Origin of the sequence: Pseudomonas entomophila, from assembly GCF_023277925.1 — a bacterium.
GTDB lineage: Bacteria > Pseudomonadota > Gammaproteobacteria > Pseudomonadales > Pseudomonadaceae > Aquipseudomonas > Aquipseudomonas entomophila_D.
Genome location: NZ_CP063832.1, coordinates 44,313 through 61,204 on the forward strand (window position 1 = coordinate 44,313; position 16,892 = coordinate 61,204).

14 protein-coding genes are annotated in these 16,892 nt (G+C 65.0%); 8 read left to right on the forward strand and 6 right to left on the reverse strand.

Annotated elements, in window-relative coordinates; genetic code table 11:
- Positions 1–16: 16 nt before the first annotated feature.
- The gene (locus IM733_RS00210; protein ID WP_248919030.1) at positions 17–1,003 is read right to left on the reverse strand and encodes a 2-hydroxyacid dehydrogenase; all 987 of its coding nucleotides are present in this window, start codon (positions 1,001–1,003) and stop codon (positions 17–19) included.
- Between the two features lie 92 nt (positions 1,004–1,095).
- On the reverse strand, positions 1,096–3,852 hold the full coding sequence (locus IM733_RS00215; RefSeq protein WP_248919031.1) for a response regulator: 2,757 nt from the start codon (positions 3,850–3,852) through the stop codon (positions 1,096–1,098).
- A gap of 293 nt (positions 3,853–4,145) precedes the next feature.
- On the opposite strand from IM733_RS00215, the gene IM733_RS00220 reads away from it, so the two are divergent.
- The 7 genes from IM733_RS00220 (at position 4,146) to IM733_RS00250 (ending at position 12,543) form a co-directional block, all read left to right on the forward strand.
- Positions 4,146–4,862, forward strand: a complete 717-nt coding sequence (locus tag IM733_RS00220; RefSeq protein WP_248919032.1) for a response regulator transcription factor — start codon at positions 4,146–4,148, stop codon at positions 4,860–4,862.
- A gap of 3 nt (positions 4,863–4,865) precedes the next feature.
- On the forward strand, positions 4,866–6,242 hold the full coding sequence (locus IM733_RS00225) for a sensor histidine kinase (RefSeq protein ID WP_248919033.1): 1,377 nt from the start codon (positions 4,866–4,868) through the stop codon (positions 6,240–6,242).
- A gap of 196 nt (positions 6,243–6,438) precedes the next feature.
- The gene (gene cysM, locus IM733_RS00230; protein ID WP_011532655.1) at positions 6,439–7,338 is read left to right on the forward strand and encodes a cysteine synthase CysM; all 900 of its coding nucleotides are present in this window, start codon (positions 6,439–6,441) and stop codon (positions 7,336–7,338) included.
- Positions 7,338–8,696, forward strand: coding sequence for a 23S rRNA (uracil(1939)-C(5))-methyltransferase RlmD (gene rlmD, locus IM733_RS00235; RefSeq protein ID WP_248919034.1), 1,359 nt, complete (start codon positions 7,338–7,340; stop codon positions 8,694–8,696). Before cysM ends, rlmD begins: the two co-directional genes overlap by 1 nt.
- 99 nt (positions 8,697–8,795) lie before the next feature.
- Positions 8,796–11,036, forward strand: coding sequence for a GTP diphosphokinase (gene relA, locus IM733_RS00240; protein ID WP_248919035.1), 2,241 nt, complete (start codon positions 8,796–8,798; stop codon positions 11,034–11,036).
- Positions 11,037–11,143: 107 nt separating this feature from the next.
- On the forward strand, positions 11,144–11,977 hold the full coding sequence (gene mazG / locus IM733_RS00245) for a nucleoside triphosphate pyrophosphohydrolase (RefSeq protein WP_248919036.1): 834 nt from the start codon (positions 11,144–11,146) through the stop codon (positions 11,975–11,977).
- Positions 11,978–12,003: 26 nt separating this feature from the next.
- Positions 12,004–12,543 (forward strand): DUF2058 domain-containing protein, encoded by a 540-nt coding sequence (locus IM733_RS00250; protein WP_011532659.1) that lies wholly within the window; start codon positions 12,004–12,006, stop codon positions 12,541–12,543.
- 46 nt (positions 12,544–12,589) lie between these two features.
- Here IM733_RS00250 and IM733_RS00255 read toward each other — a convergent pair whose 3' ends face one another.
- The 4 genes from IM733_RS00255 to purM form a co-directional block, all read right to left on the reverse strand.
- The gene (locus IM733_RS00255; protein WP_028690913.1) at positions 12,590–12,772 is read right to left on the reverse strand and encodes a hypothetical protein; all 183 of its coding nucleotides are present in this window, start codon (positions 12,770–12,772) and stop codon (positions 12,590–12,592) included.
- A 286-nt stretch (positions 12,773–13,058) separates the two neighbouring features.
- Complete coding sequence (locus IM733_RS00260) at positions 13,059–13,769, reverse strand: DUF3108 domain-containing protein (RefSeq protein WP_248919037.1); 711 nt, start codon at positions 13,767–13,769, stop codon at positions 13,059–13,061.
- Positions 13,770–13,777: 8 nt separating this feature from the next.
- Entirely contained in the window at positions 13,778–14,431 is a 654-nt protein-coding gene (gene purN, locus IM733_RS00265; protein ID WP_248919038.1) for a phosphoribosylglycinamide formyltransferase, read from the reverse strand.
- On the reverse strand, positions 14,431–15,489 hold the full coding sequence (purM, locus tag IM733_RS00270) for a phosphoribosylformylglycinamidine cyclo-ligase (RefSeq protein ID WP_248919039.1): 1,059 nt from the start codon (positions 15,487–15,489) through the stop codon (positions 14,431–14,433). Before purM ends, purN begins: the two co-directional genes overlap by 1 nt.
- Positions 15,490–15,833: 344 nt before the next feature.
- Between purM and IM733_RS00275 the strand changes: the two genes are divergently transcribed.
- Complete coding sequence (locus IM733_RS00275; RefSeq protein ID WP_248919040.1) at positions 15,834–16,886, forward strand: DUF2066 domain-containing protein; 1,053 nt, start codon at positions 15,834–15,836, stop codon at positions 16,884–16,886.
- Positions 16,887–16,892: the final 6 nt, after the last annotated feature.

Consider the following 16,892-nt stretch of genomic DNA (forward strand, 5'->3'; position numbering starts at 1 on the left):
GCCGCGTATCCTAGCATCAACTTTCGACGATGTTCTGCGGATTGCCTGCCGCCCAGCGGCTGATGTTGTCGAGCGTGGTGGTGGCGATGGCGTCCAGCGCCTCACGGGTCAGGAACGCCTGGTGCGCGGTGACGATCACGTTGGGGAAGGTCAGCAGGCGCGCCAGCACGTCGTCCTGCAGCGGCAGGTCGGAGCGGTCCTCGAAGAACAGCTGCGCCTCTTCTTCATACACATCCAGCCCCAGATGGCCGAGCTGGCCGCTCTTGAGCGCGTCGACCAGCGCCGGCGTGTCGACCAGCGCGCCGCGGCCGGTGTTGATCAGCATGGCGCCGGGTTGCAGTTGGGCCAGGCTTTGGGCGTTGATCAGGTGGCGGGTGTGCTCGGTCAGCGGGCAGTGCAGGCTGACGATCCGCGACGCGCGCAGCAGCTCGGGCAACGCCAGGTAACGGGCGCCCAGGGCCAGCAGTTCGGGGTTGGGGTAGGGGTCATAGGCCAGCAGTTGGCAGCCGAAACCGGCCATGATGCGCGCGAACGCGGCGCCAATCTGGCCGGTGCCGATCACGCCGACGGTCTTGCCGTGCAGGTCGAAGCCGGTCAGCCCGTGCAGGGTGAAGTCGCCCTCGCGGGTGCGATTGTAGGCGCGGTGCAGACGGCGGTTGAGGGCCAGGATCAGTGCCACGGCGTGTTCGGCGACGGCATGGGGCGAGTAGGCCGGCACTCGCGCCACGGCCAGGCCCAGGCGTTTGGCGGCGGCCAGGTCGACGTGGTTGTAGCCGGCCGAGCGCAGGGCGACCAGGCGCGTGCCGCCAGCGGCCAGGCGCTCGAGAACCTGGGCGTCGAGCGCGTCATTGATGAAGGCGCAGACTACTTCGAAGCCCTGGGCCAGGGGGGCGGTGTCGAGGGTCAGGCGGGTGGGTTGGAAGTGCAGGTCGAAGGCGCCGCTGGCGGCGCGGGTGAAACTTTCCTGATCGTAGTGCTGGCTGCTGAACAACAGGGTGCGCATGGCGGGGCTCCTTGAAATGGCGGGGGCGGCTGTTCGCCGGCAAGCCGGCTCCTACATGATTTGAGGTGCAGGAGCCGGCTTGCCGGCGAATATCAGGCGCTTTGGCGCGCGTGTTCCGCAAGCCGGTCGATGGCTCGGTCCAGTTCGTCCAGCGCTACTTGCGCTTGGGGGCTGTCCTGCTTGAGCAGGGTCTCGCTACGTTGGCAGGCCGCGCGCAGCTGTGGCACGCCGCAATAACGCGAGGCGCCGTTGAGGCGATGCACGCGCTCGATCATCGCGGTGCGGTCGGCCGCCTCACGGGCCGCGCGGATAGCGTCGCGGTCCGACTCCAGTGACGCCAGCAGCATGGCCAGCATGTCCGCCGCCAGGTCCGGTTTGCCGGCGGCCAGGCGCAGGCCTTCCTCCGGGTCGAGGACCTTCAGTTCCGTACTGTCGGCTGGGCGCTCGCTGGTGCGTTCCGGTGGTGGCGCGCCCAGGCTCAGGCCCGTCCACTTCATCACCACTTGGGCCAGCTGCCGCTCGCTGATCGGCTTGGTCAGGTAGTCGTCCATCCCGCTGTGCAGCAGGGCGCGCTTTTCATTGGCCATGGCGTGGGCGGTGAGCGCGACGATCGGCAGTGGCTGGCCGCGCTGGCTGCTTTCCCATTGGCGGATCTGCTCGGTGCAGGCGCGGCCATCCATGCCGGGCATCTGCACGTCCATCAGCACCAGGTCGAAGGGCTCGTCCTGCACCGCTTGTACCGCGGCATAGCCGTTGTCCACCGCCAGCACCTCGGCGCCCATGCCTTCGAGCAAGGTCTGCACCAGCAGCAGGTTGGCGGGGTTGTCGTCGACGCAGAGGATCTTCGGTACGCGCTGGCCATTGCCGGGGCGTTGTTCGCTGGCGGGACGGCGCGGTTGGATCAGCTCGACCAACAGCCTGCGCAGCTTGCGGGTGCAGGTCGGCTTGGCCAGCAACTGGCCGTGGGCGTTGGGCAGGTAGGGGTGGTAGAGCGGCTGTTCGGTGGTGGGGCAGAGCACCACGCACTGGCAACCCAGGCGCTCGAGCTGCTGGTGATACTGGCCGAGCTGTTCCGGCGCCAGGTTGCCCAGGTTGGCGCCGAGCACGGCGAACTCGAATGGCTGGCCGGCCTGCGCGGCAGCCTGCACGCCCTGCAGCATCTGGTCGTAGGAGGCGAACAGGCTGACCGCCAGGCCACAATCCTCGAGTTGGTGCTCCAGGGCCTGGCGGGCCAGGTCATGGCCATCGACGATCGCCACCCGGCGCCCCACCAGCACCTGCACAGGTTGCTCTTCGGCGTCGTCATGCGCCCGTGGCAGGTTGAGGCTGATCCAGAATTGCGAGCCTTCGCCGGGGGTGCTGTCGACCCCGATCTCACCGCCCATCTGCTCGATCAGGCGCTTGGAGATCACCAGCCCCAGGCCAGTGCCGCCCGGTTGGCGCGACAGCGAGTTGTCGGCCTGGCTGAAGGCCTGGAACAGGGTGCGCACATCCTGGGGCGAGAGGCCGATGCCGGTGTCCTGCACGCTGATGCGCAGTTGCACGGTGTCTTCCTGGTCGTCCTCGAGCATGGCGCGCACGACGATGGTGCCTTCGCGGGTGAACTTGATGGCGTTGCTCACCAGGTTGGTGAGGATCTGCTTGAGCCGCAGCGGGTCGCCGACCAGCGACAGCGGGGTGTCGCGGTACACCAGGCTGAGCAGTTCCAGCTGTTTGGCGTGGGCGGCCGGGGCGAGGATGGTCAGGGTGTCCTGGATCAGGTCGCGCAGGTTGAACGGGATGCTGTCGAGCACCAGCTTGCCGGCCTCGATCTTGGAGAAGTCGAGGATCTCGTTGATGATCCCCAGCAGGTTGTCGGCGGATTTTTCGATGGTGCCGAGGTAGTCAAGCTGGCGAGGGGTGAGCTCGCTCTTCTGCAGCAGGTGGGTGAAGCCGAGGATGCCGTTCAACGGCGTGCGGATCTCATGGCTCATGTTGGCCAGGAACTCGGACTTGATGCGGCTGGCCTCCAGGGCTTCCTTGCGCGCCATGTCCAGCTCGATGTTCTGGATTTCGATGGTCTCCAGGTTCTGGCGCACGTCCTCGGTGGCCTGGTCGATGCTGTGCTGCAACTCTTCATGGGCGCTGTGCAGGGTTTCGGCCATGCGGTTGATGCCGGCGGCCAGTTCGTCGAGCTCATGGCTACCCATGGCGGGCAGGCGTTCTTCGAGGTGGCCGTCCTTGAGCTGGTTGACCGTGTGCTTGATGCGGTTGATCGGGCCGTTGATGGTGCGGCTCATGCGCACGGCGAGCAGCGCCGTCAGGCTCAGGCAGACGATGATCAGCAGCAGGCTGGTGAACAGGTTGCGGTAGCCGCGCAGCAAGGTGCCGTCGTGGGACAGCTCGATCTCGACCCAGCCCAGCAGGCGCTCGGCTTCGGCGGGGATGGCGTCGGTGGCCAGGTCGCGGTGGTGGCCGAATACCGGCATCAGGTAGCGGGTGGCATCGTTGCCCGTGCGTTGCAGCAGCTGCGTACCGGTGCCGCCGCTGGGGGGCTGGTTGAGCATGCTCGGGCCGGCATGGGCCAGGCGCGTCCGGTCGGCGGCCAGGAAAGCCACGGCGCGCACATCGGTCTGTTCCAGTGCCTGGGCGGCGATGCGCTCCAGTTGCGCGGGCGCCTGGCGGGCCAGGGCCGGTGCCGCCAGTGGCGCCAGCTGTTCGGCGATCATCTTGCCGCGTTGCAGCAGCTGCGTGCGCAATTCATTCTGCTGCAGCCAGGTGAAATAGCTGCCCAGCACCAGGGCCATCAAGCTGGCGGGCAGCAGGGCGAGCAACAGCACGCGGCTGCGGATTCCCAAACGGTCGAGCACACCTATCTCCTGTCATGTGCCTAAATGCGCGATTGCGCTTCAGCGGGGAACGTTACTCCGGGCTTGATGGCAATGCACTTATTTGTCTGTGTTTTTGTTTTCGGCGGCACTCGCCGTTTGCGTAGGCGCCAGCTGGCTGGCGAACCCATTCCCTGCGTATTCAAAGGCTATGCCTTGCATCGTCAGCAAGCATGCGCCTACAGCAGAGGTCGGCTGCGCTGGTCGTGGCACGGTTGCCTTGGCCGGGCGGCATGCTCAATAATCGCGCAACTGAGAATTTATGACAGTTGCCAATGAATCCCGTAGCTATTCATGCGACCAGTATCCTCGCCATCGAAGACGACCCTGTGCTCGGTGCCTACCTGCACGAGGAGCTGCAACGTGGCGGTTTCCAGGTGACCTGGTGCCGTAATGGCCTCGAAGGGCTAGAGGCGGCGGGGCAACAGGTGTTCGACCTGGTGCTGATGGATATTCTGTTGCCGGGGCTTAACGGCCTCGATGCGCTCGCCCGCCTGCGCCGGCACAGCGCCACGCCGGTCATCCTGATGTCGGCGCTGGGCGCGGAGGCGGACCGCATCTGCGGTTTCCAGCGTGGCGCCGATGATTACCTGCCCAAGCCTTTCAGCTTTACCGAGCTGCGTGTGCGTATCGAGGCGATCCTGCGGCGGGTGGCCATCGAGCGCCGTCACCACGCGCCGCGCGAGTGGAGTAGCGACACACTGCATTTCGACGAGCAACTCACCGACGTCAGCCTGGCCGGCGCCTCGGCGGGGTTGACGCCCAGTGAGTTCCGCCTGCTCGACCTGCTCCACCGCAGCCAGGACGAAGTGCTGAGCAAGCCCTTCCTCTATCAACAGGTCCTGCAGCGCGGCTATTCGCGCCATGACCGCAGCCTGGACATGCATGTCAGCCAGATCCGTCGCAAGCTCAAAGCCATCGGTTATCACGAGCGGCAGATTCGTACGGTGTGGGGCAAAGGCTATGTATTCGGCACGGGCGAGGCGGACTGAAGCGTGCTCGACCGCCATTCGCTGTTCTGGAGGCTGGCCATCCTGCTGGTGGGTTTCTGCCTGTTGATGATCGGCCTGAGCTACACCTGGGGCCGGCACATGGAAACCCGGAATGCCTTTCTCTCCGAACCCGCTCGGCAGGTGTTGCGCGGCTATGCCGGCGAGGCCGAGCAGGCCTGGCGCGCACGTGGTCGCGAGGGCGTGGACCGTTGGCTGGCGGGCATGCGCCAGCGTGAATCCACCTGGGTAGGCGTGCTTGATGGCGACCTCCAGCCGCTGGGCAGTGCGGCGCTGACGGGGAGCGAGGTGCAGCACCTGACCCGTCTGCGAGGGGTTGATTGGCCCATGAGCCGTCGCACCCTCGGCCAGCCTTGGCTGCGCCTGCCTTTCCCGCAGGCGCCGGAGCAAGGGATGCTGGTGATCGAATTACCCGAGCGCTTCAGCCCGGGGCAGTACCGTCTGTTCTGGCGGGTGATCACCAACGGCATCATTCCCGGGCTTTTCACCTTGCTGCTGTGTGTGGGCCTCTACCGCATGCTGATCGTACCGCTCAACCAACTGCGCGAGCAGGCCAACGCCTGGCGCGCCGACCAGCTTTCGGCGCGCCTCGACCCCCGTACCACCCAGCGTCAGGACGAGCTTGGCGAGCTGGCTCGGGCCTTCGACCAGATGGCCGAGCGCCTGCAGGGGACCGTGGCGCTGCAACAGCAACTGCTGCGCGACCTCTCCCACGAAATGCGCACCCCGCTCAGCCGCCTGCGCGTGGCCTGTGACGGCGAAGCCGACTTGCAACGCCTTCGCGAGCGTCTGCACCGAGAAGTGGATGGCATGCAGCAACTGGTCGAGGACACCCTGCAACTGGCCTGGCAGGATGCCGAGCGGGCGCCGATGAACCTGGAGCCGATCCAGCTCCAGGCGTTGTGGGAGATGCTCAGCGAGAACGCCTGCTACGAAAGCGGCTGGGCGCCGGAGCGGCTGTGTTGCGCGTTGCCAGCCAATTGCTGGGTGCAGGGCAACCTCAATCACCTGGCCCAGGCGTTGGAGAACATGTTGCGCAATGCTATCCGCCATTCGCCAGTGGGTGGCGTGGTGCGCTTGAGTGGGCGGCGTGAAGGTGGTTACTGGCGGCTCGACTTGGAAGATGAAGGTGGCGGCGTGGCCGAAGACGATCTGGAGCGCATTTTCGCGCCGTTTACCCGGCTTGATGGCTCCAGGCCCGGCGATGGTGGTTTCGGCCTGGGGTTGAGCATCGCCCGCAGCGCGATCCAGCGCCAGGGCGGCAGGGTGTGGGCGGTCAATGGTGAGCGCGGGTTGCGGGTCTGCATGCGCCTATCGGCGGTGATGGATCGCGCAGCGCAGCCTTCTGTGGGGGCGGCTTAAGCCGCGATGCAAGCAGCGCCGTAGCGTGCACCCGCTTTGCGGGTGATCGCGGCTGAAGCCGCTCCTACAGAAGCTTCGTCAGGCTGACGCTACTGCTTATAGCGTCTCGCTATATCTTCCGACGATTGCGTGATATGGCCGCGCAGGGTTTGCCGGTATGATAGTTGCCCCTGCCGTCCGGATTGCGAAAACGCCCATGACCCTGCAGTACCCAACCATCGCCGACTGCGTCGGCCACACGCCTCTGGTTCGCCTGCAGCGCATGGCCGGGGCCACCAGCAACACCTTGCTGCTCAAGCTCGAAGGCAACAACCCGGCCGGCTCCGTCAAGGACCGCCCGGCGCTGTCGATGATCACCCGCGCCGAACTGCGCGGCCAGATCAAACCTGGCGACACGCTGATCGAAGCCACGTCCGGCAACACTGGCATTGCCCTGGCGATGGCGGCGGCGATCAAGGGCTACCAGATGATCCTGATCATGCCTGACAACTCCACCGCCGAACGCAAGGCGGCGATGACCGCCTACGGTGCCGAGCTGATCCTGGTCACCAAGGAAGAGGGCATGGAGGGCGCGCGCGACCTCGCCGAGAAAATGCAGGCCGAAGGCCGCGGCCTGGTCCTCGACCAGTTCGCCAACGGCGACAACCCGATCGCCCACTACAACAGCACCGGCCCGGAAATCTGGCAACAGACCCAGGGCACCATCACCCACTTCGTCAGCTCCATGGGTACCACCGGCACCATCATGGGCTGCTCGCAGTACTTGAAGGAGCAAAATCCGGCGGTGCAGATCGTCGGCTTGCAACCCATGGAAGGTTCGGCCATTCCGGGGATTCGCCGCTGGCCCCATGAGTATCTGCCGAAGATCTTCGACGCAGCCCGCGTCGACCGCGTGATGGACATGTCCCAGCAGGAAGCCGAGGAAACCACTCGCCGCCTGGCCCGTGAAGAGGGCATTTTCTGCGGCGTGTCGTCCGGCGGTGCGGTGGCGGCCATGCTGCGCCTGTCCCGTGAAGTCGAGAATGCAGTGATGGTCGCCATCATCTGCGACCGCGGCGATCGCTACCTGTCCACCGGCCTGTTCGACCCGACCTGATGTCCAGAAAGAAAAGCAACGGTGGTCTGCGTTTCCAGCCGACCGGTGGCAACCGTGCCACACAAATTCCGCTAGGCAAGAAGCAGCGCCTGTTGATCGAGCGCGTGTCTGGCGACGGCCGCGGCATCGCCTTCATCGAGGGGCGCACCTGGTTCGTCAGTGGCGCGCTGGGTGGCGAAGAGGTCGAGGCGCGGGTGTTGGGCGCCCGTGGCAAGGTGGTCGAGGCGCGGTTGGAGCGGGTGTTCCAGGCCAGCCCCGAGCGGCGCGAGGCGCCGTGCCGGCACTACGCGCGCTGCGGTGGCTGCAACCTCCAGCACCTGCCCCATGACGGCCAACTGGCGCTCAAGCAGCGCCTGCTCGCCGAGCAGTTGCAGCGCGTCGCCGGCGTGCAGCCGGACGAATGGGCCGCGCCGCTGTGTGGGCCAGAGTTCGGCTATCGGCGGCGAGCACGGGTGGCGGTACGTTGGGACGTGAAGCAGCGCCAGCTCGATGTGGGTTTTCGCGCCGAGGCCAGCCAGGACATCATCGCCATCGACGACTGCCCGGTGCTGGTACAGCCCTTGCAGGCCATCATGCGCCACCTGCCGACCGTGCTGCGCAGCTTGAGCAAGCCGCAGGCGCTGGGGCATGTGGAGTTGTTCAGCGGCACGGCTGAAGCGGTACTGGTCCGGCACGTGGCAGCATTGCCGGCTGCAGACCTGGCGCGCCTGGAGGCATTCTGCCGGGAAGCCGGCGCTCAGCTTTGGTTGCAGGGCGAAGGCGAACCGGCGCCCGTGGACGCTGCGCAGAGGCTGGGCTTTGCCCTGGAACCCTGGGGCATGGAGCTGGCCTGGCGGCCGGGCGACTTCGTCCAGGTCAACGCCCAGGTCAACACCCTGATGATCCAGCAGGCCCTGGCCTGGCTGGCGCCACAGGCCCATGAGCGGGTGCTGGACCTGTTCTGCGGCCTGGGCAACTTCGCCCTGCCGCTGGCCCGGCAGGCGCGCGAAGTGGTGGCGGTGGAAGGCGTGCAGGCGATGGTCGAGCGTGCCGAAGCCAATGCCCAGGGCAACAATGTGCATAATGCACGGTTTTTTCAGGCCGATTTATCGCAGCCTTTGGCGGGCGCCGGATGGGTCGCCGAAGGCTTTTCTGCGGTACTCTTGGATCCACCGCGTGACGGGGCCTATGAGGTGGTGCAAGGCATCGCCCGGCTCGGCGCGAAGCGGCTGGTCTATGTATCGTGCAACCCGGCCACGCTGGCGCGAGACACGCAGGTGCTGGTCGGGCAGGGGTACCGGTTAAAAAGGGCCGGGATTCTCGACATGTTTCCTCAGACGGCGCATGTCGAGGCCATGGCGTTATTCGAGGCGGGCTAGCCAGGCTGGCCCTCTTGGTGTCGCGTCCAGGGAGTGGAGGCGGCACAGGTGAAAGCCAGCGCACCTGCGTGGTGCGCTGTATGGGAAGGTAAAGCAAAGATGGTACAGGTGAGAGTGCACCAGCCGGTCAACAACGACGGCAGTATCAATCTCGAAGCATGGCTCGATCATGTGGTGAGCGTCGATTCGCAGCTCGATCGCGCGGCATTGAAGGACGCTTGCGAATTCGCCCATGAGGTCGAGAAAAAGGGCAACCCGGCCAAGCATTCCTGGGCGGATGGGACGTCCAGTTTCCAGGCGGGCCTGGAAATCGCCGAGATCCTCGCGGACCTCAAGCTCGACCAGGATTCGCTGGTGGCCGCGGTCATCTACCGCTCGGTGCGTGAAGGCAAGGTGACCCTTGCCGAAGTCGGCCAGCGTTTCGGGCCGGTCGTCTCCAAACTGATCGACGGCGTGCTGCGCATGGCTGCCATCAGCGCCAGCCTCAGCCCGCGCCAGTCGCTGGTGCTGGGCTCCCAGGCGCAGGTCGAGAACCTGCGCAAGATGCTGGTGGCGATGGTCGACGACGTGCGCGTGGCGCTGATCAAGCTCGCCGAACGCACCTGTGCCATCCGTGCGGTGAAGGCCGCCGATGACGAGAAGCGCCTGCGCGTGGCTCGCGAAGTCTTCGATATCTATGCGCCGCTGGCGCACCGACTGGGTATTGGCCATATCAAGTGGGAACTCGAGGACCTGTCGTTCCGCTACCTCGAGCCCGACCAGTACAAGCAGATCGCCAAGCTGCTGCACGAACGGCGGCTGGACCGCGAGCGCTTCATCAGCGATGTGATGAACCAATTGCAGAACGAGTTGCTGGCCACCGGCGTCAATGCCGACATCAGCGGCCGGGCGAAACACATCTATTCGATCTGGCGCAAGATGCAGCGCAAGGGCCTGGAGTTCAGCCAGATCTACGACGTGCGCGCAGTGCGCGTGCTGGTACCTGAGGTGCGTGACTGTTACACCGCGCTGGGCATCGTGCACACCCTCTGGCGGCACATCCCCAAGGAGTTCGATGACTACATCGCCAACCCCAAGGAGAATGGCTACCGCTCGCTGCACACGGCAGTGATCGGCCCCGAGGGCAAGGTGTTGGAGGTGCAGATTCGCACCCACTCGATGCACGAGGAAGCCGAGCTGGGCGTCTGCGCCCACTGGCGCTACAAGGGCACCGACGTCAAGCCCAGCTCCAACCACTACGAGGAGAAGATCTCCTGGTTGCGGCAGGTGCTCGAGTGGCATGAAGAGCTGGGCGATATTGGCGGGTTGGCTGAACAGCTGCGGGTCGATATCGAACCGGACCGGGTCTATGTATTCACCCCGGACGGCCATGCCATCGACCTGCCCAAAGGTGCCACGCCGTTGGATTTCGCCTACCGCGTGCACACCGAGATCGGCCACAACTGCCGTGGCGCCAAGATCAATGGGCGCATCGTGCCGCTCAACTACAGCCTGCAAACCGGCGAGCAAGTGGAGATCATCACCAGCAAGCACGGTAGCCCGAGCCGTGACTGGCTGAACTCCAACCTTGGCTATGTCACCACCTCGCGGGCGCGGGCCAAGATCGTTCACTGGTTCAAGCTGCAGGCCCGCGACCAGAACGTCGCCGCCGGCAAGACCCTGATCGAGCGCGAGCTGAGCCGCCTGGGCCTGCCCCAGGTGGACTTCGAGCGCCTGGCGGAGAAGGCCAACGTCAAGACTGCCGAGGATATGTTCGCCGCCCTGGGCGCGGGCGACCTGCGTCTGGCGCACATGGTCAATGCCGCCCAGCAGTTGCTCGAGCCCGAGCGCATCGAGCCGGTCGAGCTGATTCCGCGCCAGGCCCGGGGTATCCGCGCCGGCAAGCGCAGCGATATCCAGATCCAGGGCGTCGGCAACTTGCTCACGCAGATGGCCGGCTGCTGCCAGCCGCTGCCGGGCGACGCCATCGTCGGTTATATCACCCAGGGTCGCGGCGTGAGCATTCACCGCCAGGACTGCGCCTCGGTGTTGCAACTGGCGGGCAAGGAGCCGGAGCGGATGATCCAGGTCAGCTGGGGGCCGATCCCGGTGCAAACGTATCCAGTGGACATCGTCATCCGCGCCTACGACCGCCCGGGCCTACTGCGCGACGTGTCGCAGGTGCTGCTCAACGAAAAGATCAACGTGCTGGCGGTCAACACCCGCTCGAACAAGGAAGACAACACCGCACTGATGTCGCTGACCATCGAGATCCCTGGCCTGGATGCCCTTGGGCGCTTGCTCGGGCGGATCTCGCAGTTGCCGAACATCATCGAGACGCGGCGTAACCGCACCCCTTGAGACCGAGGTGGCCTCTTCGCGGGTAAACCCGCTCCTACAGGATTGCGCGCTACCTGTAGGAACGGGTTTACCTGCGAAGAAGCCTCTGCCGAAGGACCTGCCCAACAATGACCTACACACTTGAAGACCTGCTGCACCTCATGGCCCGCCTGCGCGACCCGCAGCACGGCTGCCCGTGGGACCTGAAGCAGGACTACGCCAGCATCGTCCAGCACACCCTCGAAGAGGCCTACGAAGTCGCCGACACCATCGAGCGCGGTGACTTCGAGCATTTACAGGGTGAGCTGGGCGACTTGCTGTTCCAGGTGGTCTACTACAGCCAGCTGGCACGGGAAGAGGGGCGTTTCGAGTTCACTGGCGTGGTCGATGCGATCACCCGCAAGCTGATCCGTCGCCACCCCCATGTCTTCCCCACGGGCGATCTCTACGCGCCCTTGGATACCCCCGCGCTGAGCGAGGCCCAGGTCAAGTCGCGCTGGGAGGAAATCAAGGCCGAGGAGCGCGCCGAAAAGAGCGAGCCCGAGCAGCTGTCTCTGCTTGATGATGTTCCCGCCGCGCTGCCGGCCCTGTCCCGCGCCGCCAAGCTGCAGAAGCGCGCGGCCACGGTCGGTTTCGACTGGCCCGAGGCGCTGCCGGTGCTGGACAAGGTGCGCGAGGAGCTCGATGAAGTCCTGCAAGCCATGGCCGATGGCGACAGCGACGCCCTGGAAGATGAGCTGGGCGACCTGCTGTTCGCCACCGTCAACCTCGCCCGGCACCTCAAGCACGACCCGGAAAACACCCTGCGCCGGGCCAATCGAAAGTTCGAGCGGCGTTTTCGTTTTATCGAACAGGCATTGCGTGAGCAGGGCCTGTCCATCCAAGATCGTACCCTCGACGAGTTGGACGCCCTCTGGGGCGAGGCCAAGCGTCAGGAAAAGAACCTGCCCAGCTGCGGCTGAGCTGATGCATAAGTGAGTGAACCCCGATGAGCCTTTCCCTTCGCGACCAATTGCTCAAAGCCGGTCTGGTCAACCAGAAACAGGTTTCTCAGACCAACAAGGCTGAGAAAAAACAGAAACGCCTGGAGCACAAAGGCCAGGTCGAGGTGGACGACAGCCAGCAGCGCTTGGCCAAGGAAGCCATGGCCGAGAAGGCTAAAAAGGATCAGGAACTGAACCGCCAGGTCCAGGAAAAGGCCGAGCAGAAAGCCCGCGCCGCACAGGTCAAGCAACTGATCGAAGCGACCCGCCTGCCCAAGCTGACCACCGAGGACTACTACAACTTCGTCGATGACAAGAAGGTCAAGCGCATCGCCGTCAACGCCCTGATGCGCAGCAAGTTGAGCAATGGCGCGCTGGCGATCGTCGCCCATGGCGGTGGCTACGAGGTGATCCCGCGCGAGGCGGCGGTGAAGATCCAGGAGCGCGACCCTAACCGCATCCTGCTGCTTAACACTCATGTCGAGGAAGCGGACGAGGACGACCCGTACGCGGCCTACAAGATCCCTGATGATCTGATGTGGTAAGCACGAAAAACCCCGCCTTGGCGGGGTTTTTTAGTTAAAGGCCGGGTCATTGCGCCGGGCGTTGGCGCTCGAGGTATTCCAGCTCCATGCGGTACTGGTGAGCCTGTTGCTCGTCGTGGAACATGCCGACCAGTTGGCCTTGCTGATGCACGTCCCAGATCCGCAGGCCGGCGGCCTGGCCTTCGTGGGACATTTTCGATTCGTCGCGTTCGGTTACTTGGACTGTCATCGTCAAACTCCACTGCTTGATTGGCTGCGACACGCTGTCGCAGGCCTTCTTTATAGAATTTGTTAGCAGGCTAAGTAAATAAAACGGCGATGAAACAAGTTTCATGAAGCATGAATACGCTGGCGCGCACCTTGTAGGAGCGGCTTCAGCCGCGATGCAGGCGCTGCAGTGGGTGGCACCTGCTTTGCGGGTGATCGCGGCTGAAGCCGCTCCTGCAGGCGGTGGTGTTGGCCGGAAAAAAGAAACCCCGCACTAGGCGGGGTTTCGGGTATTGCCGGCAACGGTATCAGTTGCCCTTGACCGCCTTGCCATCGACCGTGCCATCCTGCAGCACGATCACGTATTCCTTGCCATCGGTCTCGACCTGGCGCAATTGCACCAGCAGGTAGTCCCAGTCCTTGGCGAACCACAGCTCGGTGATGCGCTTGCTCTGGCTCGGGTCGCGCACGCGCTCGACCTTGATCGCCTCGACCTGGCCGGTCTTGGTGGTCACTTTCTCGGTGCCCAGCACGCGGAAGTCGTAGGTGTCGATCTCGTCACCGTCGACCACCTGGTAGGTCATGCTCTTCTTGCCCGCCGCCACATCGTGCTGCAGGGCCAGTTGATACGACGACTTGTCCAGCACGCCGCGGTTGAGTGGCAGGTTTATAGCATCGCCACGGTCCTTGCCGGTGACTTTCTTGCTGTCCCAGTCAAAGCTCAGGTCGACTTGCTTCGCTTTGCCCAGGCCTCCGCGCTCGAAGTGGTACTTCTGCGGCAGCAAGGTGTCGTTGTCGAGCTTGAGGGTGCTTCGCTCGGTCAGGCTGGCGATCATCATGGAGGCCTTGAAGTTCAGGTCCCATGTGCCGTTGGCGTTCTTGACCAGGCTGCGTTCGGCGGTACCGCTCATGGGCAACTGCTTCCAGTCGGCGGTGTAGCTGGCCGAGAACGGCTTCAGGTCAGCTGCCTGGAGCGGCAGGGCAAGCACGGCGAGAGCCAAGAGCAGGGCGCGACGCATAAAATCTCCTAATTTCGAATCAAGTGACCGCTGGCCGCCAGCGGCTGGCCATCCAGTAATGCACCCTGTTCGCCCAGACGCAAGCGTCCTTCGGCGAACCAGCGTACCGCCAGCGGGTAGATCTGGTGTTCCTGCACATGTACCCGCTGGGCCAGTGTCTGCGGCGTGTCGCCCGCAACCACTGGAACCACAGCCTGTACGACCAGAGGCCCGCCATCGAGTTCCTCGGTGACGAAGTGCACGCTGCAGCCATGTTCCCGGTCGCCAGCCTCCAGCGCGCGCTGGTGAGTGTGCAGGCCTTTGTACAACGGCAGCAATGACGGATGTATGTTGAGCAGGCGGCCTTGATAGTGACGCACGAAACCGCCGCTGAGAATGCGCATGAAGCCGGCCAGCACCACCAGGTCGGGAGCGAAACCGTCGATCAGCGCAATCAGCGCCGCGTCGAAGGCCTCGCGGCCGTCGAAGCCGGTGTGTTCGAGCACGGCCGTGTCGATGCCGGCGGCCTTGGCGCGTTCGAGGCCGTAGGCATCGGCGCGGTTGGAGATCACCGCGCGGATGCGGGCCGGGCTGTCACTGGCGCTGGTACTGTCGATCAGCGCCTGCAGGTTGCTGCCGGAGCCCGACAGCAACACCACCACGTTACAGGTCTTGCCCGGCATCAGTGTGCCTTGAGGTTGTGCAGCTCGACCTGTGCGGCGCCTTCGGCGGCCACGTCGATACGGCCGATCACCCACGGTTGCTCGCCTTCGGCGCGCAGCACGTTCAGGGCGTTTTCGACCTGGTCCTGGGCCACGCAGATGACCATGCCCACGCCGCAGTTCAGCACGCGGTGCATTTCATGCTCGTCGACGTTGCCCTTTTCCTGCAGGAAGTCGAATACCGCCGGGCGCTGCCAGCTGGCTACGTCGACCACGGCCTGGGCGCCTTTTGGCAGCACGCGCGGGATGTTGTCCAGCAGGCCGCCGCCAGTGATGTGGGCCATGGCCTTGACCGCGCCGGTTTGCTTGATCAGTTGCAGCAAGGGCTTGACGTAGATGCGGGTCGGGGCCATCAGCAGGTCGGCCAGCGGCTTGCCATCGAGCTGGGTGTTGTCGATGTCGGTACCGGACACTTCGAGAATCTTGCGGATCAGCGAGTAGCCGTTGGAGTGCGGGCCGGAGGATGGCAGGGCGATCAGGGCGTCGCCGGTGACCACTTTCGAGCCGTCGATGATGTCGGCCTTTTCCACCACGCCGACGCAGAAGCCGGCCAGGTCGTAATCCTCGCCTTCGTACATGCCTGGCATTTCAGCGGTTTCACCACCGACCAGCGAGCAACCGGCCAGTTCGCAACCGGCGCCGATGCCGGTGACCACAGTGGCGGCCACGTCGACGTTGAGCTTGCCAGTGGCGTAGTAGTCGAGGAAGAACAGCGGCTCTGCGCCGCACACCACCAGGTCGTTGACGCACATGGCGACCAGGTCCTGGCCGATGCTGTCGTGTTTGTTCAGGTTCAGTGCCAGGCGCAGTTTGGTGCCGACGCCGTCGGTGCCGGAGACCAGCACCGGCTGCTTGTAGCCGGCCGGGATCTCGCAGAGGGCGCCGAAGCCGCCCAGGCCACCCAGGACTTCAGGGCGTGCGGTGCGCTTGGCGACGCCCTTGATGCGTTCGACCAGTGCTTCGCCGGCGTCGATGTCTACACCGGCGTCCTTGTAGCTCAGGGAGGGTTGCTTGCTCATTGATCCAGGCCTTTAAGAGGGAGGGATTCGTGGAAAACGACCGGGACGGCCAAGGCCGGCTGCAAGGTGCGGCGGCTGCCTGTTCGTCTCTGGTCTGCGAAGGCGCGCGATTTTATCAGGGTTGCCCCTCAGCGGCCATCCTCAGGCCGACGGGCTGGCCGGAAAATGTAGGTAGAAACAGTGTTTCACGGTGTGCGACTGGTTGCCGCGCCAGTGCCTGTATAAGGTATACCCATGGCGGCGGGTGGAAATGGCCGGGATCATGAAGCATTTTTCGGCCCGGCACGGTCAGAGTCGAACGGCCGGCGCGCGTCGCCCCATGGTTATCTGGACAGGAATCCTCAATGCGTCTTCTCAACTACCTCGCCACAGGTTGCCTGGCGTTCGTCGCTGTCGCGGCGCAAGCCGATACGGTTTCCGGCCTTTACCAGGTGCGTGAGCCGCTCGAAGGGCAGGGCGGCGAGGCCCGCGCCCAGGCCACCAGCAAGGCTCTGGACACGCTGGTGCTGCGCCTGACCGGCGACCCCAAGGCACCTCAGAACCCTGCGCTGGCTGCCTTGCGCAAGGACCCTCGGCAGATCATCAACCAGGTCGGCACCGAGGCCGGGCCGCCCGAATCGGTGCTGGTCGAGTTCGACCCGGGCAGTACCGACCGCGCCTTGCGCCAGGCAGGCCTGGCCTTGTGGGGCAATAATCGGCCGTCGATTCTGGTCTGGTGGTTGAACGACAATGTCGACGGCAGCAACCTGGTCGGTGACGGCCAGGGCAGCGCCGACCCCCTGCGCCGGGCCGCGCAGCACCGCGGCCTGCCGCTGCGCCTGCCGTTGGCCGATCTGCAGGAGCAGTTGGTTGCCAACGCCAAGCAGCTTGAGGGTAACGACCCGGCGCCCTTGCGCGAAGCATCCGAGCGCTACGGCGCCAACGCCCTGCTGGCGGTGCATGCCCATGAGGCCGATGGCAAGTGGCAGGGTAAATGGCAGCTGTGGCTGGGCGACCAACGCGAACAGGGCAGCGCCGAAGGCACAGACCAGGCCGCCCTGGCCGACGCGCTGATGCTGGCGGTGAGCAATCGACTGGCGCCACGCTACGTCACCCGTCCGGGGGCCAGCAGTGACCTGCAAGTCCAGGTGCAGGGCATGAACCTGCAGCGCTACGCCGAGCTTGCCCGCGTGCTCGAGCCTTACGGCGCGCGGCTGCTGAGGGTCGAGGGCGCGACCCTGACCTACGCCGTCACCGGCAATCGTGATCAATTGCGCGCTCAGTTGAGCCTGGCCAAGTTGCAGGAGCTGCCTGCCGAGCAGGTGCCTGCCACGCCGGCAGCGGCGTCTCAGCCTGAGCCTGGCGTGGCGTTGCCCACGCCACCCAGGCCGTTCGACGGCCTGCGTTTTCGCTGGTAAGGAGTA